14 protein-coding genes are annotated in these 21,753 nt (G+C 50.6%); 12 read left to right on the top strand and 2 right to left on the bottom strand.

The features are described from left to right. Positions 1–15: 15 nt before the first annotated feature. Positions 16–3,672 carry an S-layer homology domain-containing protein gene (locus tag CF651_RS15415; protein ID WP_094015761.1) on the top strand — a complete coding sequence of 1,219 codons (3,657 nt, stop codon included), beginning with the start codon at positions 16–18 and terminating at the stop codon, positions 3,670–3,672. A 256-nt stretch (positions 3,673–3,928) separates the two neighbouring features. On the opposite strand, the gene CF651_RS15410 is transcribed toward CF651_RS15415, so the two are convergent. Further along, entirely contained in the window at positions 3,929–4,498 is a 570-nt protein-coding gene (locus tag CF651_RS15410; protein ID WP_094015760.1) for an AraC family transcriptional regulator, read from the bottom strand. A 449-nt stretch (positions 4,499–4,947) separates the two neighbouring features. On the opposite strand from CF651_RS15410, the gene CF651_RS15405 reads away from it, so the two are divergent. From CF651_RS15405 to CF651_RS15375, 7 genes are all read left to right on the top strand, one after another. Next, on the top strand, positions 4,948–6,855 hold the full coding sequence (locus CF651_RS15405) for a glycoside hydrolase family 97 protein (RefSeq protein WP_179232829.1): 1,908 nt from the start codon (positions 4,948–4,950) through the stop codon (positions 6,853–6,855). Between the two features lie 18 nt (positions 6,856–6,873). After that, positions 6,874–7,938 (top strand): alpha/beta hydrolase family protein, encoded by a 1,065-nt coding sequence (locus tag CF651_RS15400; RefSeq protein ID WP_094015758.1) that lies wholly within the window; start codon positions 6,874–6,876, stop codon positions 7,936–7,938. A gap of 180 nt (positions 7,939–8,118) precedes the next feature. Continuing rightward, entirely contained in the window at positions 8,119–10,431 is a 2,313-nt protein-coding gene (locus CF651_RS15395; protein WP_094015757.1) for a helix-turn-helix domain-containing protein, read from the top strand. A 163-nt stretch (positions 10,432–10,594) separates the two neighbouring features. After that, on the top strand, positions 10,595–11,572 hold the full coding sequence (locus tag CF651_RS15390) for an ABC transporter permease (protein ID WP_094015756.1): 978 nt from the start codon (positions 10,595–10,597) through the stop codon (positions 11,570–11,572). Between the two features lie 40 nt (positions 11,573–11,612). Continuing rightward, the gene (locus CF651_RS15385) at positions 11,613–12,491 is read left to right on the top strand and encodes a carbohydrate ABC transporter permease (protein ID WP_179232828.1); all 879 of its coding nucleotides are present in this window, start codon (positions 11,613–11,615) and stop codon (positions 12,489–12,491) included. Positions 12,492–12,555: 64 nt separating this feature from the next. Further along, a complete protein-coding gene (locus CF651_RS15380; RefSeq protein ID WP_094015754.1) occupies positions 12,556–14,142 on the top strand; it encodes an ABC transporter substrate-binding protein in 1,587 nt (528 codons plus the stop codon). A gap of 384 nt (positions 14,143–14,526) precedes the next feature. Further along, positions 14,527–15,450: a serine/threonine protein kinase gene (locus CF651_RS15375; RefSeq protein WP_094015753.1), complete on the top strand. Its 924-nt coding sequence runs from the start codon at positions 14,527–14,529 to the stop codon at positions 15,448–15,450. Here the strand turns inward: CF651_RS15375 and CF651_RS15370 are convergent. Then, complete coding sequence (locus tag CF651_RS15370) at positions 15,445–17,475, bottom strand: VWA domain-containing protein (protein ID WP_245855932.1); 2,031 nt, start codon at positions 17,473–17,475, stop codon at positions 15,445–15,447. The two genes, CF651_RS15375 and CF651_RS15370, sit on opposite strands and share 6 nt — an antisense overlap. A 398-nt stretch (positions 17,476–17,873) precedes the next feature. On the opposite strand from CF651_RS15370, the gene CF651_RS15365 reads away from it, so the two are divergent. The 4 genes from CF651_RS15365 to CF651_RS15350 all read left to right on the top strand — a co-directional run bounded on the left by CF651_RS15365 (position 17,874) and on the right by CF651_RS15350 (position 21,736). Beyond that, positions 17,874–20,042: a transcriptional regulator gene (locus CF651_RS15365; protein WP_094015752.1), complete on the top strand. Its 2,169-nt coding sequence runs from the start codon at positions 17,874–17,876 to the stop codon at positions 20,040–20,042. 125 nt (positions 20,043–20,167) lie between these two features. Further along, complete coding sequence (locus tag CF651_RS15360; RefSeq protein ID WP_094015751.1) at positions 20,168–20,593, top strand: membrane-associated protease 1; 426 nt, start codon at positions 20,168–20,170, stop codon at positions 20,591–20,593. A gap of 101 nt (positions 20,594–20,694) precedes the next feature. After that, positions 20,695–21,138 carry a J domain-containing protein gene (locus tag CF651_RS33160; protein WP_094015750.1) on the top strand — a complete coding sequence of 148 codons (444 nt, stop codon included), beginning with the start codon at positions 20,695–20,697 and terminating at the stop codon, positions 21,136–21,138. A gap of 22 nt (positions 21,139–21,160) precedes the next feature. Beyond that, positions 21,161–21,736, top strand: coding sequence for an FHA domain-containing protein (locus CF651_RS15350; RefSeq protein WP_094015749.1), 576 nt, complete (start codon positions 21,161–21,163; stop codon positions 21,734–21,736). Positions 21,737–21,753 lie beyond the last annotated feature (17 nt).

Here is a 21,753-nt window from a genome sequence, read left to right as displayed (position 1 = left end):
GAGGTGCGAAGCAGCATGCTTTGGAAGAAAAAAATGGCGCTTATGCTTGCGGTGATGCTATCGTTATATTCCGTTATATGCCTGGCGGCGGGATGGACTTCGACGGTTTACGGGGCCTCCGCCTCCGTACCGGTGGACGACGTTTTTGACAATGACCCGGCAGGAGCTTTGAACGATCCCAATTGGAATTTGACGACGGCTTCGTCCGGAACGAGTGTGGGAACGGTTCAGATCGTTCAAGACCCGATGGCCGCAGGTGATATGCAGTTAAAGGTGGAAAAAACCGGCACCGCAGGCAATGTGATCGCCGAACGCAGAAATTTCAATGCATCCGGGGCGGTTGTCGTATCTTACCGGGCCAAAAGCGATGAACAGGCCGGCAATAAATCGGCACCGTATATTTATAACGGCAGCAGCAGCGTGAATGCGGTCAGTGTCACCTTCGATGCCGGCTTTATCCGGGCCTATAACGGGGGGACGAATGTGAAGCTGCAATCGTTCACCGCAGGAGCCTGGTATAATATACAGCTCGTTTTGAATACCGCAACAAGTAAATTTGATGTCTATATTGATGGACAGCTGGCGGCAAGCCAGTTTGCTTTTCGAACGGCGGCAAGCGGGGTTACGTTTCTGCGATTTGCTCTGGGCACGAATCAGACCGGTACCCTCTATGTCGATGATTTGAAGGTTGCTGAGCTGCCTTATTCGTTGTCAATGGATGGGGATTATCATTTAGGTATTGGGCATTCGCATGCTTCATCCGTATTGGCCCAGTATGGTGATGGCAGTTCTAATGATATGACGAGAGGCGCCGTCTATGCTTCTTCTGACCCGGCCGTTGCACAGGTGGACACGCGGGGACGCGTTACCGGACTTATGGCAGGAAAGGCAATCATTACCGCACAATACGCAGGCAAAACGGCTTCATCCGTCGTACGAGTGGATGACAATGTAATCTTGAATGCGCTGCAGCTGGATACAGTGAGCTACAGCCTGCCGAAAGGAGGCGTTCATGCAACTGTGGTGACAGCCGTATATTCTGACGGACCGCGCAATGTAACCTCCTATGCCTCCTATTCGTCAGCAGATTCGACGATTGCTTCGGTCAGTCCTGACGGCCTGGTCACAGGCCGCAAGCCGGGAAGCACAGTCATTACCGCGGTGTACGGGGGCAAAGCGGCATCGGCAGCGGTATCGGTGACTCCGGTCCTTGCTGCTGTCCGATTGGATAGCCCTTCTTATGCTCTCCATGTCGGAGACCCGCATCAAACGGTGGTAACGGGAGTCTATTCGGATCAATCCCAAACCGATGTTACACCGTATGCTTCCTATACTTCGTCGGATCCGGCCGTTGTCAGCATCGATCGGCAGGGGTGGATAACGGGCAAGCGGGCGGGAACAGCGGTCATTACCGCTGTATACGGAGGAAAATCGACTTTCGCGAGTGTGTCGGTATCCTCGCTGCGTTTGGATTCGGAGGCGTATGTGCTGCAGCCGGGCTTGACGCATGCAGTGGCTGTAAAGCTGCTGAACGCACAAGGGGAAGAACAGGATGTGACGGCAGGAACGCTGTTTATCTCATTGAACCCTTCGGTCGTTCAAGTTGACCCGGCAGGACGGGTAACGGGGATCGGTATGGGAACGGCCTCGATTCAGGCGAGCTATGAAGGGGTTCAATTGACGGCCGCCGTAACCGTAGGGCTGCCGGGAGCGGCGGCTGAGCTCACCCTGCCCAGCAGAGGGAAACAAGAGCTTCAGGTTTACCTGTGGGCTAACGGAGGGAATGCGCTGTATGCAGTGCAGGCCGGGCTGGACTATGACCCTGCCGTATTGGAGCTGCAGGCCGTAAGTCCAGGCGGTTTGTTCCAGGGCCAGGCACGGCCCGTTGATGTGAACAGCTCGGTGTATGCCACCGATCAGGGGCAGCTTACCGGCTTCGAGAGTCATTTGCAGAACGGCCACCGGCTCTTCTATGCGGCAACGCAAATCGGTGAGGGTGCCGGGGAAAGCAACCGGCCGTTTGCAATGCTAAGCTTTAAAGTATTGGACCCAAGCAAGGATACGGTGCTGCAGGTCAGCGATGCCTATGCTGCGGCATGGAATGCAGGCGTAGTGGACCGCGTAAGCCTTCTTGGCATTACGGCAACGGTGGGGAGCTCCCAGCCCGTGCCGGATACGGAAGCGCCAAGCGCCCCGGTGGTGGCGATACGTAATACGACTACGACGAGCGTCGAGCTGGCATGGACGGCATCGCAGGATAATGTAGGCGTAGCCGGCTATGAGATTTATAACGGTGCGACGAAAATAGCGTCTACAGCAAATATAAATTATGTGGTTACGGGTTTGCAGCCGAATACGGAATACACGTTGCAGGTCGTGGCCAAGGATGCTGCCGGGAATGCGTCGGCAGGGACGGAGGTGAAGCTGCACACCCTGTCAGGCAAAAGAAACAGTGCCGGCGGGAGCGGCGCTCCACAAACAAGCGGCCCCGTGACCGTGCCTGGCGAAACGACCGGGAACGCGGCCTCAAGTCAAGTGACGGTCACTCTGGAACAATTAAAGCTGCTCAGGAACGATAATGGAATCGTTGTGCCGTTGTCTTCTGGCACGCAGCAGGTGCTGCTGCCTGCGGATATATTAGGGCTTATCGGTCAAGGAAAGCTGAGCTTTGTCTCCGCTTCGGGGGCTGCAGTTTCCATCCCGTCCGAGGCTGCGCTTCAAGCGTTAATGCGCAGGGTGGACAGCCGGCTTCTCGGTCAATCGCGGCTTTTGTACCGGCTGAAGCCGCTTGATTCGGCTTCGTCCGGGCAAGCTCTTGCGGCGTGGAAGCTCGAGCACGGTACCGTTTCGATGAAAGCAGCATCCGATGTGCTGCACTTCAGCTTATCGCTCGTGGCGCCGGACGGCACCGAAGCCTCGCTCGGAGAGAGGACAGCCGTTGGGGATTTGACGGTTCCCTATCAGAGCGCTGGCATCCATGAGCGGCTGCTCGGCCTTTACCGATTGGATCCTCAATCCAATCAATGGGAGTATCTGGGGGGACGCATCGATCCGTCGCGACATGTGATTACGGCTCAGCATGCGCCTGCAGGTACCTACGCGGTGATGGAATATCACCTGACATATGATGATGTCCCCGAAGGTCATTGGGCATACGAAGCAGTAAGCGTACTGTCCGCGCGTCATATTGCAAGCGGGCCGGAGGATGGGCGCTTTGACCCGGCATCCGGCACAACCCGTGCCGAATTTACGGCAATGGTCAGCAGATGGCTAGGATTGCCTGCCGGAAGCCCGGCCCGATTCCATGATGTGTCGCCGGGCGATTGGTTTGCACCAGCGGTTGACGCAGCTTATGAAGCCAAGCTGATCGAGGGCCGGGACAACGGGCAGTTCGCTCCGAACGAAAGGCTCAGCCGGGAGGAAATGGCGGTCATGCTCGTCCGGGCAATGACTTACGCCAAGCTGAACAAGCCTTCGGTTTCCGCGCCATCCTCGTTCTCCGATCAAGCCCAAATATCGGCTTGGGCTGAGGAAGCAGTGGCTGCCGCCGCATCGAACGGGTTGATGAACGGCAGCGGCAATGGAACGTTCCGGCCGAAGGCATGGACGACACGTGCCGAAACGGCACAAGCCCTATACAACCTCATGCAGCTGGAGGAATCGGTAGGATGATTCCTAGCGGCTTGGGCAGCGGTTGAAGCATCTTTTCTTAACGGATTCCATTTGCTAAATTCATATGGAGCGCGTTTCACGACAAGCTCAGCCTGCCCTGCAGGGGATACCTTGAAAAACCGGCATGTACGATCGTTCATCCAATCGCTGTTGCCTTCCACCGAACGATTCCGTCTACTCCGCTAATTTTCCCGGCCGGGCAGGCTGTTTTTTAGCGCATACCAAAAAGCAGCCTCATAAATGAACGGTTCGTGTCTCATTTCCTTCTGTATTTTAAAGGAGTCGTTCCGACGACTCTTTTAAATAAACGGATGAAGTAGGATGCGTTCGGAATGCCCACCTCCGCGCCTATTTGTTCCACGGGCAGAGCTGTGGTCTGAAGCAGCCGGCAGGCCTGCTTAATTCGTCTTGCGGTCAAATACTGCTTGATAGTGCCGCCCGTTTCGTCCTGAAACAGCCTGGACACATAAAATTTGGACAAATGAAGCGCGTTTGCAATATCCTCCAGCTGTATGTCCTCCGAGTAATGCTCCTCGATCCATTGCATCATGGTTTCCGCGTAATTTAAAGGTCTTGTCCTTCCATCCGCCGTTTCCGTACGAAATATGTGTTCCTTCACAAACGAAATGCCGTGCATGATCTGGAGAACAAGCATCATCCTTTCCTCATCGGCAACGCCTCCGCCGTGGAGACAAACCTGATCGTATACATCGAAAGCCTGCTCCAAATAATCCGCAGCAGGGGTTACATCGATAGCTTGTTCCCTCGTATGCCCTTTCCATAATTTGCTGAAGAGCGTATGCCGGGCCGGAAAGGGACGCAGCAATTGCTCTATCAGATAAGGATCGAGGTGAAATCAATAAAATCTCGCAGCATTGGTGCCAATGATAAAAGCCTGCAAAGTCCTCGCTGCTCTTGGATTTGTATCCTCCCCACAGCAGCGGCTTGTCCCCCAAATCGACCCGCTCGAAAAGATAGTTCAACAGGATCCCTCTGTTCATCGTGGAATGGTCTTCTATCCAGTATACAAAATGAGTGCAAGATTTGAACATTTTTACGCATAGAATGGCAACTTTTCCCCGTTTATCTGCGGTATACTGGGTGCCAAATTGTACATTAAGTGAAGTGAGCTACATTTTAAAACATTCTTTACAATTTGATATCGCGCACAGCGGCAAATTAAAACGATTTTGAATTTTAGGCTCTTATCGTTTGGCCGCAGTCAAGCTACGATGAGAAGAACTCATGACATGGAACAGAACAGGAGAATTAACAATGAAAGCATGGTCAATGACATCGCCCAACAAATTGCTGTCCTTCTTCTTCACCTTAAAGGAAAAACAAGGAGTCCACGGAATTCCTGTGTACAGCGTTACTTATAAAAATCGCCCCTTGCTGCTGGACTCCAGACTGGGCTTGCAATTGGATGGAGATCCGTCCCTCCTGGACGGCTTTACCGTGACGGATGTACACCGCGACTCCTACGCAGAGGAATGGCGGCCGCTTTACGGGGAGCGGGATGTCATCCCCGACCGTTACAGCCGTCTTGCGATTCACCTGCAGGAAAAGGACGGAAACCGAAGACAGCTGCGCCTCGAGTTCCGGTTGTACGATGAAGGCCTGGCATTTCGGTACCATGTACCCGAACAGGAGACGCTCAGCCGTTTCACGATCAGCGGAGAGCACTCCCAGTTCCATGTTCCCGAAGGCTCTTGGGCTTACGAAGAGCATGGAGCTGAAGGGGAATATGCGAAAGTGTCCGTGAGGGATTTGAAGCCGAATTGTGAAAGGCCCTTGACGGTTGTCTATCCGGACGGAACCTATATAGCGATAACGGAGGCGGCGCTTGATAATTATTCCAGGACGCTTTTCTCTGTGCATCCCGCAAGTCCATGGATCATCGAGAGCACGCTGAGCGGATTGCTGACAGGCTTCGAGGGCTACGGTCTGATGTCTGAGAATTTGCCTGAGGAGAAGAACCAAGCAAGTGTGATAGCGCAGGCGCCTTTTAGCTCGCCATGGAGGGTTGTTCTGGTCGGAGACCGGCCGGGAGACTTGCTGGAGCATAATTACCTCGTGCTGAATCTGAACGAGCCATGCGCCCTGGAGGATACTTCGTGGATTGTCCCTGGAAAGCTTATCCGGGAGATGACTCTATCCCAAGAGGGGGGCAGGGCATGTGTCGACTTTGCGGCGGAGCGCGGGCTTCAGTATGTCATGCTCGATTGGGGATGGTACGGTGATCCGTTCGATGACCGCTCCGATTGCACCCGCCCGGTGAATGAAGTGTGGTTCTACAATAAGAAGGAAGGGGAAAGAACCCACACCCTTGACGTGCAGGAGCTGGTTCAATACGGGGCGGCCAAAGGGATCGCCATCCTCCTTTACCTTGACCGAAGGGCTGTGGAGCACCAGATCGACCGTTTTCTTCCCGTGTTCAAGGAATGGGGAATCAAGGGCTTGAAGTTCGGTTTTGTCAATACGGGCCCCCAATACTGGACTCAATGGCTGCATGAATGCATCCGCAAATGCGCGGAATATCAGCTGCTTGTCAATGTTCACGATGCCTATCGGACTACAGGCTTCACGCGGACGTACCCGAATATGCTGACGGTCGAAGGCATTCGCGGCAACGAGCATATGCCGACGGCAAGACACAATGCCACGCTGCCTTTTACCCGATTTCTGGCCGGCTGCGGGGATTATACGATTTGCTATTACAGCGACCGGATTCAGACAACGCATGCCCATCAGCTCGCCATGTCGGTCATCGCCTATAGTCCGCTTCATTCGATATATTGGTATGATCAACCGGCCGATGCTCAAGGGGAGCCGGAAACGGAGTTTTTTGACCGGCTTCCGACTGTGTGGGACGAGACGCGCGTTCTGACAGGGCAGATCGGGGAATATGCCGCTATAGCGAGGCGCAAAGGTGAAGAGTGGTTCATCGGGACGATTACAAATGAGCTGGCCAGAGATTTGGACCTGCCGCTCGACTTTCTGAAGCAGGGTAAAGCTTACCTTGCCACGACGTATAACGACGATCTGCTGAACAAGGCTTCCCGGACCGGGGTTTCCATGCGGATCACCGAGGTGAACGCAAGCTCCAGGCTGCAGGCGTACATGGCTCCGAGCGGCGGGCAAGCGATCTGGATTCGGCCTAAAGCCCGGGATTTGGCATAAAGAAGGGGATGGCAGACGATGAACTGGAGCACAGATGCATTTCTTAACCGTTTATATAAGGAAGCGGAGCAGGAGCGTTTGCTGGCAAGCAAGGGAGACCGCGCGTTATCGGTGTACAGGGAGGCGCTCCGACAGCAGGTGCTTCAAGCTCTGGGGAAATTCCCTGCGGTCCGCTGTCCATTAAATCCGGAGCTTTTGGACAGCCGGGACTATGGGGATTACGTTCTGGAGCGCGTTCAGTATACGACGATGGAGTCGGTTACAGTTCCCGTTCTGGTGCTGATTCCGAAGCAGGGAAACGGACCCTGGCCGGCCGTTGTCGCATGTCATGGACATTCGACTGGGCAGCATGAGGCGGTCGGCATGGCTTATGACGGCAGCTTTATGGACGATCCGGGGATCCATAACCGGTTCGCCGTAGAGTTAGTGCGACGGGGGATGCTTGTGGCGTTCCCCGAAATCATGGGCTTTGGAGCTCGCAGACAGTCCGAGCTATTGCTGGCAAATCCGGAGGGCGGCGGTCCGACCTCCTGCGGTACGCTTGCCTCTCATTTGCTCGCTTACGGCCGGACCCTGGCCGGGATGCGGATCTATGAGGCGCTTCGATGCGTCGATTACCTGCAATCACGCGATGACGTGGATGGCGGCAAAATCGGTGCCTTCGGCTTCTCCGGCGGTGGCCTTATCAGTTCGTTCGCCGCCGGCTTGGACGAACGGATTCGAGCGACCGTGCTTTGCGGGTATACGAATACGTTCAAGGGGAGTATCCTCGGCATGCATCATTGCATTGACAATTACATTCCTGGCCTTTTGCTGTATACCGAGCAGCCCGAGCTGATCGGCTTGATTGCCCCCCGGGACTTATTCGTCGAATCAGGGGAGCAGGACCCGATTTTTCCGGTTTCCCATGCAAGAGCCGCTATCCAAGAGCTTCAAAGCCTCTATGCCTCCCTGAACGCCGCGGACCGGTTCGGCAGCGATATTTTTCCGGGAGGACATGAAATTTCAGGGAGAGCCTCGTTTGATCGGCTGGTAGACCGTCTGGGCGGGTTTGGCAAAAAAACTTCTAAAAAAACCGCATAAATGTCTTAAATTTCAGCAATCCCTCGATTGCCGGAGTGACATATAATGAGGACAATCCAATACATGATGTAATTCATCAATCATAAGAGCCATTTCTTGCGCGGTTGCAGCTGCAGGGAATGGCTATTTTCAGAAGCGGGCGGTTGGTTCACAGCAGCCCAAAAAAGGGGGCTTTAGGCAATGAATCATTGGAAAGAAGCGTTAAAGAGAAAAAACGTGCTGTTTAACTTGATTTTTTCATATGTGTGCATCGGCTTTGTGCTGATTGGCGTGCTTTCCGTCGTTATTATCAACCGGGTGTCGGAGGACGTAAGCCGTAATTTATCCAAGGCGTCTGAAGATAAAGTGCACCAGTCGTACTATACCGCTGACCTGCTGTTGACCTCTACGTACAACAACTTTTACAACCACTTCTCCAAAAACGAAAAGATCTTGTCCGCCATGTATGGACATCAATTCAATACGGTCGAGACAGGAGCCATCAACCAGCAGCTTTCTGACCTGATTGCCAATAATCCGCTTGTGTATTCCTTGTATGTATACAATTTCAGAGCCAACACCGTGTTTTCCACGTTAAATACGACAAGCTCCATGGAGCAGTTTTTCGATAGGGGCATGAACGTGATCCTCCAGCAAAACAAGCCGTACCGTCTGGATTATTTTATTCCAAGAACCGAGACATTCAAGATCAACGATAAAACAACGGAGAAAAATTTGATTACCGTCGTCTATAGCAATCTCAAGTCCGACGGATCGATGGATGCAGCCATGGTTGTCAATTTGGATCAAAATGTGCTCCAGCAGCTGCTGAACCGCGGGGAGCAGGAAAAGGTGATTCAAACCTTTATTATCAATGAAAAAGGCACCGTCGTTTCCCATGACGACAGCCATTTTTTAAACCGAAATTTAAAGGACCGCAGCGATATGGAACGGATCATGGCGGCGTCAGACAAATCCGGCAGCTTCGAGAATCAGCTGGATGGCAAAACGTATTTAACGACCTATATTAAGTCTGATAGGCTGGGCTGGACCTTCATCGGCTTGGCGGATTACGACCGGCTGCTCGCGCCTATTTATCAATTGAAAACGTTTATTATTTGGGTCACGGTCTTATTTGCCACGATTGCTTTGGGCATCGCGTTTTTCTTTACGAAAACCATCTACTCCCCGATTTATAGGCTCGTTCACAAGCTCCTTGCCGATGCTCCTTCGGTTGCAGGGACTCAACCCATTCATGAGCTCGATGTGCTGGCCCGTTCCTTCTCGGCGCTTGAAGAGAAAATCAGAGGACTTCAAACCGAAGCGGTTCCGGCGAAAAAAACGGAGTTTTTGCGTGCCCTGCTACAGGGAACAGGGGGACGGGAGCAAGAGGATAAAAGCAAATGGAGCGGGCTGGGCATCCAATTCCCTTATGATACCTTTACCTCGGGTGTGCTGCGGCTTGACGGGTATGCGGAGTTGTTCGGGCGTTACGATCTGCTCGATATTTCCTTATTGAAATACGGCGCAGGCAATATAGCCGCCGAGGTGATCTCCCCGACCTATCATGTCGAGGTGGTGGACGTCAGCGACGATACTTTGGCGCTCCTTATCTGTACCGAAGACGATGGGGCCGAATCGAGACAGCAGATGGAATCGATGCTCAGACAAATCACCGTCTATGTAAAGCAATATTTGAAAATAAGCGTCACCGCCGCACTCGGACCCAGCGTAAATGGAGCCGGGCAGATCAAAACCTCTTGGAGCCCGGCGCTTCATATGACCCAGTACCGTCTCTCGTTCGGTACGGGCGATCTGATCCCTTTCGCAGCCGAGACGCTCATGGATTTCCGTGAATACGAATACCCGATGGATCTGGAGAAGCAGATGATGGATGGAGTCAAGTCCGGTGAAGCGGACAAATGGCGTGAAGCCCTCACGGAATTCATCGACCGCATCCGGGAGAATAAATTCGATGAGATGATGCTGGCTCTGAACCAGTTGGTCCTTGTGGCGGAGCGGGCGACAGCGGCGATGGTTGATCTGTCTAATGACGATATCCGCTATGAGCTGGAATCGCTTCGCAACAAGCTTCGGCAGCCGGATTCGCTGGAGCAATTCGAGGCCCGGTTTGTCGAGCTCTGTGAGCGTACGATGTCGCTGCGCGATCAACAATTTATGGGGAAAACGCGCAAATCGGTGGAACGGATTCTGGACTATATTCACGAGCACTATACTGACCCGAATTTGAATCTCGATATACTTGTTGAGATCGTAGGACTGTCCACGAACTATGTGCGCAAAATTTTTAAAGAACAAATGGGGATTTCCGTATCCCAGTATATTACCGAGCTTCGCTTGCAGAAGGCGGAGGAGCAGCTGGTTCGGACGAGCGAACCGGCCAAGCGAATCGGAGAGCTGGTCGGGTTTGAAAATACAAGCTACTTCTTCGTATTGTTCAAGAAAAAGTATGGAAAAACACCGGATCATTACCGCAAAGATCAAGCATCCTAAGGACGATAACAGCCGGTTTTCGCAGGTTTTGAAGGAAGTGTTATTTTTTGAAAGGCTGAATTTGCTGATTATCGAAAGGAAATCAACAATTTCGGACTAGGCAATCGCACGGAATCCTGTGATAGTGAGGCTGTGAAGTATGACGAATCATAGGAGGTCAGCGATGGAACGCTCGATATCAGTTAATGAATCGCAAGCGCTGCTCCCCAGAAAAAAACGAACCGGTCTGGCGGCTTTCATCTACGAAATTGCCAGGAACAAGCTCATGTATGCAATGGCGCTGCCGGGATTGCTTTTTTTCTTCGTGTTTTCTTATTTGCCCATGGGCGGCATGATCATTGCCTTCCAGGACTTTAAGGCTGCGAGAGGGATTACAGGCAGTAAGTTTGTAGGCTTCAAAAACTTTGCGTATTTTTTTCAAACGGATGAGTGGATTCTTATTGTGTGGAACACGCTTTATCTCAACTTTCTTTTTATTCTCAGCGGGACCGTGATCTCTATCGCCATTGCCGTGATGCTGACGGAAATCGGCAGCCGCTGGTTTAAGAAGGGGGCGCAATCGTTCGTTATTTTACCCCATTTCATCTCCTGGACGGTTGTCGCGATGCTGATTACGATGCTGCTCAGCACCGATACAGGGATGGTGAACAAGCTGATCGTCTCATGGGGCGGGGAGCCGATTGCGTTCTTTCAATCTCCGGAGCATTGGCCGTGGCTGCTGATGCTGATGAAAGTGTGGCATAGCGCAGGCTTCGGCTCGATTGTGTATTTGGCTTCCATTGCGGGAATAAATCCCGATATTTATGAAGCCGCTTCGATCGACGGCGCCAGCCGATGGCAGAAAATTACCTTTATCACGCTGCCGCTGCTCAAAACAACGGTCATTTTGCTGCTGCTGCTCAGCATCGGAAAAATCTTTTACGGCGATTTCGGCATGATTTATGCCATCATCGGCAGAAACCCGCTGCTGTATCCGACGACAGATGTTATTGACACCTATGTTTACAGAGCCTTAACGGACTTGGGCGATATGAGTATGGCGGCAGCGGTCGGATTTTTCCAATCCGTGGTAGGCTTTATTCTCGTCGTCACCGTTAACCAGATCGCCAAAAAATTCAACAGCGAATCCGCCATTTTCTAATTCTTATAGAAGCGGTCAGCGGAAAGGAGAAAGCGAATTGATGAAATCCCCGTTATCGGACCGGCTTGTGAACCTGTTGTTCTATGGCTTCCTGGCCGGGTTCTCGATGTACTGCCTGGTTCCCTTCGTGATGGTGATCTCGAGCTCATTCATGAGTGAGAGCGCGTTGCTGAAGGATGGATATTCCTTGCTGCCAAGAGACTTTTCCTTGCTTGCCTACAAGCTGCTGCTGCAGGACTCGACGATTTTCAAGGCGTATGGCGTCACGATTTTCGTCACGGTCGTCGGAACGCTGCTGGCGATGGTTTTTACAAGCCTGCTTGCTTACGTCATCTCCAGCAAAAGCATTAAATACAGGAATCACATGGCATTCTATGTGTATTTTACGATGCTGTTTCAGGGCGGGCTGGTGGCCGAATATATACTGATCTCCAAGTATTTGGGGATGAAGGACACGATTTGGGTGCTTATTATTCCGGCGCTGATTAGTCCATGGAATATGTTCCTCCTCCGCAACTTCTTCGCATCCATTGACGATTCCTTGAAGGAATCCGCCAAAATCGACGGAGCAAGCGATTTATATATTTTGTTTCGCATCATTTTACCTATTTCGATGCCGGCGATGGCGACCATCGGCTTGTTCTATGCGCTTGCTTTTTGGAACAAGTGGTTTGAAGCGATGCTGTATATCTCCAATAAGGACTTGTATCCGCTGCAGTATCTCATTATCAATGTCATCCGCAATATCGAATTCGTGAATCAAATATCGGCGAATTACAGCTTTGTCGGGGAGCTTCCTCCGAAGCTGTCCACGCAGCTGGCGACGACGGTTGTTACGATTGGCCCGATTGTTCTGGTTTACCCTTTTGTCCAAAAGTATTTTGTTAAAGGCTTGATGGTCGGGGCAGTGAAAGGCTAACGGCTTAGACTGCCATGCATATCGGTGTTCAGTATCTCATTTCATATTAAAGGAGTTCATGCACATGAAAAGCTGGAGAAAAATAGGTGCTGTCGCTTTGGCGGCAGCCGTTGTCACAAGCAGCGCAGCTTGCGCAAATAATACGAATAACGAAGCCGGTAAAAGCGGAGAGAAGGCCGATGGTCCCGTCACTTTAAAATGGATGCTATGGAAAGACGAACCTAAGGATATGCCGCAGGTGCTTCAGGAGTTCGAAAAGCGAACGAAGGATACGTTGAATACGTCTATTAAAATCGAGTGGAGCGGAGCGGATCATAAAGAAAAGTCCAAGCTGCGGATGGCTGCCGGCGAAGAAGTCGATCTCATGTTTGACGCCCCGTTTATGAATTTAAACAATCACGTCTCCCAGGGTCTGTATCAGGAGCTGGACAAATACTTCAACAACGATGCTTATCCGGGATTAAAGAAAGCGTTCTCACTTGAAATGGTGGAGAAAAACAAAATACTCGGCCATAACTACACGATTCCGCTGACCCAGTACTGGTATGATACAGATGTTATTTTTATTCGGAAGGACCTTCGGGAGAAGTACGGCTTGCCGCCGATACAGAGCTATGACGACCTGCAAAAGTTTTACGATAAGGTGCAGGAGCTGGATAAAAATATCGTCCCGCTTGCACTGCGGGGGGAGCGCGGCTTTTACAAAATTCATGATCTTCAATTTACGAAAGATACTCCGATTATCTCCGACTCCTTCGGCTCCGGGATCGGGTGGACCATCTCCTTATCGGCAGACGGCAAAAAGGTCAACGGTCTCGTGGCAGCAGGGGATCCTCAATCCGAATTTGATAAGCTCCCGGCCCCGTACAATGATACGAAGCTGTTGTATTCAAGCTTTGCCAAGTATGTTGAGTGGAACAAATATTTGGAAAAGGATGTTGTGAGCCAGAAGGATCCGGCAGGCTTCTTCACATCCGGCAAAGCGGCATCCACCGAGGGGACCGTATCCGGGTATACGGCCTTGCAGAAACGATTAAAGGATTCGATTCCGAATGCCGGGCTGGAAATGTTCGTGTACAACAATTGCCAACGAGAGATGAAATCGGAATGTATCGGAACCAACTACGTGGCCAATAACTCCCTTGTCATTCCGACAACGTCGAAAAACATCGACCGGACCATGAAGGTACTCGATTGGATATTCCAAAATAAGGAAAATCATGATCTATTCGAGCTGGGTGTCGAAGGTAAGAACTGGCAGGCGGTTGGCAAGGATCAATACAAGCTGTTGAATGCGGACTACAGTAATTTCCCTGCCTATGAGCTTACATGGAACCCGAGCTATGTTCGTATCAATGCCGATCTGGACGATACGGTGAAAAAGTACTTGGCCTATTCGGCCAAACCGGATACCTATTTTACCAAAAAATTGAGCGGATTCCGCTTTAATGCGGAGCCCGTCAAAAATGAAATTGCAAAAGTGACACCGAAGGTCTCAAACTTTAATCAATTAGCGAAGCTGGGATTGATTAAGGATTATCCAGGGGAAGTAAGCAAGCTGAACCAGGAGCTGAAGGGTCTCGGCTTGGATAAACTCCGCGAGGAGCTGAGAAAGCAGCTCCAGGAATACTTGGATAAGGGCGGAAAATAAACAGCCTAATGTGGCAGCGGACGGCATCTAACGTTCGCTGCCCACTTCCTGCAATTTATGTATGACCGCTATCTTATATGCTTATCCTGTTATTTCTCGTTTCGTTATTCTCTGGCCTCGCTCCTTGTTATTGCTGGAGAGCATGAGCAGTCCGTTGAAGCCGCTCATCCGTCCTTCCTGGCCGGGTGGCCGGCCATCTTTATCTTGTTCTAAAGATACCTTAAATGATAAATAATATCAGTGACATGCGACACATTTTGGTGTTTTGTTACAAGATTTGTATAAATCGTGAAAAGTAAATAAAATATTTTGTGTTACAATAGGGCATGTTTGAAGAACTGAGGCTGCCGGCGGGAAACCAATGGCTGAAGGGAGGGGATCGCATTGACGCCAACCCAAGATGACACCGCACTTATAGCAGGTACCGTTACAAAAGGGACATTCCAGATTGTTGAACGCCTGGCTTCCAGCGAGCTATCCGTCGTTTATCTCGGAAGCCATGCAACGAACGGAAACCTGCTGATTATCAAGGAATTTTATCCGAAGGCACTGGCTCTTCGAGATACGGACGGCAGGACCGTAGTGTGCCGGAAGCCATCGAATATAGGCAGGTTTAGTGAACTGATGGAAGCTTTTGCAAGAGAGGCAGACCTCCTTCGGCAGTTGAGCCATGAACATATTGTGGATTATATAGATCATTTCGAGGAAAACGGGACGAGGTATCTCGTGACAGGCTTCTGCCCTGGGGTGACGCTGGACTGCTACATTCGTGAAGGGAGGCCGGCTTCTCTATCGGGCCTGTTGAAAAATACACTGCTGCCGTTAGTGGATACACTTGGTTATATACATAGCAAAGGAATGCTTCATCGCGATTGCAAGCCAAGCAATATTATCATTGCTGAGGATGGCAAGCCGAAGCTATTGGATTTCGGATCGGCCGTAGGCTGCGGGGAGCTGAATGAACATCCCATTTTTACTACGAAGGGGTTCTCGCCGCTTGAACTGTATTCCGAAAAGTCGAGGCAGGGTAAGGTTTCGGACCTATTCAGCGTTTCAGCCGTGATTTACTTTTGCTTGACGGGAACGATTCCCGTCGATGTATCTCAAAGACTATTCAAGGACTCCCTTCCGGAAGTCAGAGCTGTCAACAAGGAAATCGGTTTTGTGCTGTCGCATATGATCAAATGGGGGCTGGCTGTCCAAAGACAGAAAAGATGCCCTTCCCTGTGGCTGCTGAAAGCTGCGCTGTACCTGGAATATGTTCGTTCAAAGCGAAAGGAAACACAGAAAAACCCAACGCCTCTATGACAGAGAGTTGGGTTTTACTTCTTTGTACCGCAGCTCGATTTCGGTTATGCAATCCTCGAACGTAATATAGATTTTATCGTTATAACGTATTTGTTCCTTCTTATTTTTGAAAATCGGCTTTTTCCCTTTCTCAATCGCACACCGGGTATGATGCTTCAGAATCAGGGTGCCGTTCTTCCCGGCTTCCAAGTAAATGTTCTCCGCTTCCGGCAAGGGCTCGTTAATATCCAGACTGGCAAACAGCTGGCTAAGACGGATGGTTCTTTGCTTCTCGAAAGATGACAGAGGCCAATACTTGACAGGGATGTCATTACCGCTAGCCGTATTCAGAAAATAGCCTTCAAGTCGACCGCTGAATTTCGGCCTTGGGCGGAGTAGAAGGTAGGCTATCGCGCCGGCAAGCGCAATGGCAAGCAGCACGCCTCCTGCAATGAGATAACGAGTCCATATGGAATGGACGGTTATATTTAGGTCTGAAGTAATGGTGCCTCCTTCGGGATCGGTGACGGTAAGAGATAGTGTCGTATTCCCGGTATGCATAGGCGTAACCAGTAAGCTCCCGTCGCTCAGCTGTACCGAAACGGACTTCTCGTTGCTGTTCGAGTTGATTGTATAATTCAGCTTGTCTTGATTCTTGTCTTGGAAATGGTCGGCCAAGTTTACCGTGACTTGTCCATCTTCCTTGTTCAGCGTGACAGCACCTTCCCCAATCGCTTCAGGGGGGTTGTTGACCAAATCCAGCTCCCTTACCTCGGATTCCCTGTAAAAGTCGGGGCTGCTCAGCCGCAGCCGGAGCTGGTACTTACCGGAGTGCTTGAAGGTCGGGTCGGCTTCATAGCGGTTTTGCCCCGGATTCATCGAAATGCGCTCCTCCTGATTTGAACTCAAATCCCGGATGAACAGCTCGGATTTCACAGACTGGTACACATCGGCATCCGTAAGCAGAGCTCCATCCGCCGAACGAAGGAGAGAGGAGATTACCTTCACCGGAACGCCTTTGACAGCAGAGTCATGCTCGAGCTTTGCCTGCAGCCCGTAGTTATCAAGAAGATTGATTTTGACAAGGTCGCCCGCCTTGGCTTTGAACTTCAACAGGTAGCTGCCTTTTTGCGGCTGGGGCATTTTCATGAGCGAATACTTGTCCGATTTGTAGAAACGCACATTTTGGGCATTGGAATACAGGTGCGTCTCTATCATTGGATGCTCGGACAGCAGAATGATGTTCGCTTCGTTAACGCTGGAGTTCGGAATCTGGACGTTAACCTCCTGAAGCTCTCCGGTCGCCGTTATCGTCGCAACGGGAACCAGGGTGGATCGAATCTGCTTGGCAAAAATCTTGTTGAAAATTTCAGGCAAATCCGCAGCGCTTTCCGTTATGAAGGATGCCCCGCCGGTGCTGCTCGCAATGGCTTCAAGCTGAGGAGCATTAACGGAGCCGTCATGGTTGAGCCCGATGGTATAGATAGGGAAGCCGCCGGCTTGCGCTTTTCCGATAACGCGTTCCACATCCTTGTTGGAGTCTTCTACCGTTCTTCCCGAAGAAACAGGTCCGAAGTCCGTCCCCCCATCCGACAATAAGATCATAAAGGGCCGGGAGGCGGTACCCTCCTTGCTTCCCTCTACAAGCTCCTCCCCCTTGCTTAACCCCAAGCCAAGGTCCGTATAGCCGGAAAAACGAAGCCCTGCGATTTTTTTCTTGAGCTGTGTTTTCTGGTCCTCGTTAGCTAGTGAGGTTAGCTCTTGCGACTCCACAATTTTGTGATTGTAAGCGACGAAGCCGATACGAGTGCGGGCGGCCTCACTCATATCCATGAACATATTGACCACCTCCGCAGCAATACGCTCCTGATCCGTCGCATTCATAGAGAAGCTGGTGTCCATTACAAACACCGCATCGACTCCGTTATCCGTCCTGCTCTGCGCCAGGGCCGCCCCGGCAGACGAATCAAAGGACATGCAAAAGAAAACGGTCAAGGATATGAATATCCAACCGATCCGCTTCCAGTTTATTTTTTTCCTAACCACGACATTCCCTCACCTTTCGTTCGAAAATTTGACATATTTTTTAGTATTCAAAAAATCAGGCGCAATGCCGACATACTTAAAACCGGGAAAAATAAGCAAAAATAACCATTTTTGTTAAATAACTCACATTTTCAGTAATGGACTCAGGACAGGAAAACATTGGAATATTGGGAAAGGTTATTACAGCATATATCAATTGAATCGTGAATTAAAATGGGCAAAAGGTCCTGAATCGTGTCGAAATTTAGATAAAAAATCCATAGTTGACAAAATAAAACAAAAAAATCTATGATAAGACCTATGTTTGGGACTTCACTCAAAAACGGATGGAGAGGAGTAGGCTATAAGATTCATAAGCCGGTAAGGCTGACGGATTTTGTTGTAGCTGACACATCACAATGGACATTATTAATCAAACCAATCGAACCATGCTGTTCGAGGAAATGAATCCCGAGAAGCTTGATCTGGTTACAATCGTAGGGGATGTTCGAGGCATCGATAGCCTCAGCGACGATAAGATCAAAGAAATTAACCAGCATTTGCTTGTCAAAAGCTTCGATGAATTTTTGGATAAATTTTCACCGAGCGTGTATTCGTTTTTCAATGCGGCAAACCAGAAGGTCATGTATACGCTCAAAAAACCGGAGGGCATCTCCGATGACAGCATCTCCGAGATCAAAATTGACCAAACTAACGATTTCTTGAAGATGCTGTTCACTTTGATCGATACGAAGCGGAGCCAAGGCATCACGAATGTGGACTTTAAGTTTGAAAATTTGCTCGACATGATCTCGCCGAAGAAAGTGATGGACGATATCCGGCAGGTGCGCAAAGAAATTCATTACCTGTACGGGCAATACGACAAGCTGGACGAGGATGACCCGAAAAAGCTGGACCTGGGGGATAAGCTGAACATCATGTTCGAGGATGCCAGCAAAAACTATAACAACGTCATGGCGATGCTTCCTCTGGCGATTGAAGACATCAAGACAAGGCTTCTGCTGGGCGGCTCCCAGGAAGAGAATCAGTCCGAGGTCATCCAGATCGGTCAGCTGATGATCGGTGAGACGGGTGAGTTGAAAATTGTTGAAACCCCGAAGAATGACAGCTTGCAGCTGATGGTAGCGGATGACAACGGAGGCACCGGCTTGATTGGCGTGTTCGAGGACGATTACGAGTCCGTATCCGATACACCGTCCACTTACGTGAAGGATCTGGTAGTGCGTACGTTTTGCCCGCTGCCTGCCGTACAAAGTGAAATCGATGTCGAGAAGGAAGTACAAAACTACAATACGTACCTGGAGTTTTACAAAAATGCCAAGGACGAATTCGTCAAGACCGTCAAGCCTTTGGTCGAAAAAATACTCGGTGTCAAAATGTACTTCGACCAATATTCCACCAAGAACAAAGGCATGCAGCCGTCGCTGCTCATTACGAACACCAAGCTGGACCTGCTTGTGAAAAGCAGCAATATTCCGCGCTTGGAAACGTACTTGAACACGGTGAACTCGAAAAACGATTTCTCGGATACCATCTGGTTCGGTATTGTTCCTTCGGTGCAAATGGAATCCTCCGACGCATCCAAGGTCAGCAGAGAAAGGTTCAGAGGCAACGAGAAGGTAGCGAAGCAGGACGGGAATACGATGGAGTCGTTATCGATGCTGCTGCAGGTCATTAAAGACTACAAGGTCCAGGTTTTCTTCAGCTTTGAGACCGGAGAGGAAACTACGTTCAACAGCATGGCTACCTCCGGCATTGATAAATATATTGACAAGTGCGGCGTGCTGGTCAGGAAAGAATACAGTGAATTCGCCGTGCCGTGTGTTCCTAACTTCACGATCATTCCAAAGGATAAGTCGGGTGTCGTGATCGACAGTAAAATGCTGCAAACCGAAGATGGAGTCCAGCTGTCCAAGGAGAAGGAGGATATCCTTAAGCTGTGGATCGAGGGCGTCTATGTCGGTGCGGCTTACGTCGGGGCCGGTATTGTAGCGGCTTACCAGTGTGCCGAATATTTACGGGAAACGTTCAAAAATGTGAGCAGGGATTTCCCGGGCGTCCGCTTCGATATCGAAGCCGGAGAGAACGGCCTTCGTGCCGTTACGACGATGGCGAAGGAAATTTCGGGGTTCACGAACAATATTAAGGACGCGATCAACCGTAAAAATTTCGGGTTTGTATTCTCGTCGGAGAATGCGCAGCTTCAAGGCAAGGATATCAAGCGAATCACCGTGTACAAGGCAAGAAGCCTTGCTGCAGCGGAGGAAGGCTTCGATCCGTTGTACAAGACACTGGTCAGCACCTATATCGAGCGGATTCTCAGGTTCCAGACCGGAGATTTCAAGCATGACAACATCGTCAAGTTTTTCAGCAACAACCCGAACAGCCAGAAGAGCAGGTGGCTTGGCACACGCGGGTTCGTCAACTCCATTATTCATGACGGAGATGATATGAGCTACATTATCGACGATAAGAGCAATCTATGTCATATCGATTTGGTGTTCAATGGCAACGTGAAAAATCTTGAAGTCATGATCACCAAAGGCACTACCCCTGTCAAAGCCTGATGCAATGGCTGACAAGGCTCAAACAGATGTTAATGGTGGGCTTTCATAAGCTCACCCTTCAACATAAATCAAGGAAGCGCATAGCGCTTACCAAAAAGACAATCACACTAGAGGAGGATTTATCAATGGGATTCAGATTAAAAGTTGAAGGTGCAGAAACAATCGAGCTGGGCTTGGATAACATCCAAACCGTAGCTTATGAAACGGATACGCCGGACGATTCCAACGCAAGATCGACGGATGTAGGTGCATTTTTGAAAATTACCGGTAAAATCATTACGGCTACCGATGGCGACAGCGCTGACGATACAATGAAGCTGGCTTTGTGGTCCCTGGTTCCGGCTGAAAAAGCGGATTGCTACAGAAAAGTTACGCTGGAAGTGATTGCAGCTGACCAAGTTATTCGCAAGGTGTATTTCCCTAATGCGTTTGTCGTTGATTACAGCGAGCGTTTCGGTGACACCGAGGGCGTAGGCTCCTTCAGCATCTTCATTAAGCAAAAGAAAGACAAAACGGAATTCACGACGATTGAAGGCGGCTACGCCGTTTAATCGATTAGGGTTTCGGCTGGTGCTGCCAGCAAAAGCAGGATAAGGGGCTGCGGCCCCTTATCTATTTTTCGCATATCATTCTGATCTAAAGGACGAATGCAATGAGCAATTATTATGAAATTCTCGGGGTTGAGCGCAGTGCTGCTCCTGAAGAGATCAAGAAGGCCTACAAACGGCTCGCCAAGCTGCATCATCCGGATGTGAACGCAGGCAGCAAGCAATCGGAGCTATTGTTCAAGCAGGTGAGCGAAGCTTATCAGACGCTATCTGATGGTTCGGCACGGGAGGCGTACGATGCCCGGCTGAACGCGAAGGAAACAAAGGGGGACACTGCGCCTCGAGGAAGTAAGGGCTCCCAGGCAGGAGCAGGACGTTCCGGGAAGGAACAGCCTCATTGGGATATGAAAGAGATGGAACAGCAGTTTGAACGATTTTTCGGTTATCACCCGAAGACGGGTGAAGCGGATTTGAAGAAGAAAAGCGGTGGAAATCCGCTCGATACGACAGTATTGTTCGAGAAGTATTTTGGCATGAAGAAAAAATAAAGTTTCAACGGGGGTATTGGATATGAAGGGTACGGCCGATTCCTTGAAACCGAATGCAGAAAAATCCGTTTGGGTGACCGCAATCGATCTGTTGATCGGTTTGCTTGTGGTAATAACCCTGGCGTACACGTATATATGGAATCCGGTAAGCGGCTTGAAGCTGATCGTGGCTTTCATTCTGATGGCCTGTGTGGCGGCGTTCATGCTGAAGAAGCACCGGTTTTCCGCAAATCCGGAAGCATTGGCGTCCCCTGCGGCCATCTCCAAGCTGGCCCTGCTGAATGAGGACGGACAAAGAGTCAAGGAGTGGTTCATCCAGGGGGAAACTTCTCTCTTAATCGGTAAGAGCGCCAGCGATAACGAGGCCGATATCGATTTGTCGGAAGCGGAGTATGCGTCTTTAATCAGCAAGCAGCATGCTGTGCTCAACTTTGCGTCGGGAGTCTGGTATCTGGAAGACCTGGACTCGCGAAACGGAGTCGGCCTGAAGAAGCAGGGGGCCGGCGGACCCAAGCAGGTGCTGGAGAATGAGACGCCGCACAAGGTTGAGTCGGGGGATATCATTTACATTGCGAATACAAGGCTGTTGGTGAAGTAAGCAGGGCAATCGGTTCG

It is taken from the genome of Paenibacillus rigui (assembly GCF_002234615.1).
GTDB classification, from domain to species: Bacteria; Bacillota; Bacilli; order Paenibacillales; family NBRC-103111; genus Paenibacillus_S; species Paenibacillus_S rigui.
This window is presented reverse-complemented; position numbering and strand designations above follow the sequence as displayed.

Coding starts and splice junctions, on each gene's coding strand:
- CF651_RS15415 (WP_094015761.1), top strand. CDS start 16: ATGCTTTGGAAGAAAAAAATGGCGCTTATGCTTGCGGTGATGCTATCG.
- CF651_RS15405 (WP_179232829.1), top strand. CDS start 4,948: ATGAAAGCATGGTCAATGACATCGCCCAACAAATTGCTGTCCTTCTTC.
- CF651_RS15400 (WP_094015758.1), top strand. CDS start 6,874: ATGAACTGGAGCACAGATGCATTTCTTAACCGTTTATATAAGGAAGCG.
- CF651_RS15395 (WP_094015757.1), top strand. CDS start 8,119: ATGAATCATTGGAAAGAAGCGTTAAAGAGAAAAAACGTGCTGTTTAAC.
- CF651_RS15390 (WP_094015756.1), top strand. CDS start 10,595: ATGGAACGCTCGATATCAGTTAATGAATCGCAAGCGCTGCTCCCCAGA.
- CF651_RS15385 (WP_179232828.1), top strand. CDS start 11,613: ATGAAATCCCCGTTATCGGACCGGCTTGTGAACCTGTTGTTCTATGGC.
- CF651_RS15380 (WP_094015754.1), top strand. CDS start 12,556: ATGAAAAGCTGGAGAAAAATAGGTGCTGTCGCTTTGGCGGCAGCCGTT.
- CF651_RS15365 (WP_094015752.1), top strand. CDS start 17,874: ATGGACATTATTAATCAAACCAATCGAACCATGCTGTTCGAGGAAATG.
- CF651_RS15360 (WP_094015751.1), top strand. CDS start 20,168: ATGGGATTCAGATTAAAAGTTGAAGGTGCAGAAACAATCGAGCTGGGC.
- CF651_RS33160 (WP_094015750.1), top strand. CDS start 20,695: ATGAGCAATTATTATGAAATTCTCGGGGTTGAGCGCAGTGCTGCTCCT.
- CF651_RS15350 (WP_094015749.1), top strand. CDS start 21,161: ATGAAGGGTACGGCCGATTCCTTGAAACCGAATGCAGAAAAATCCGTT.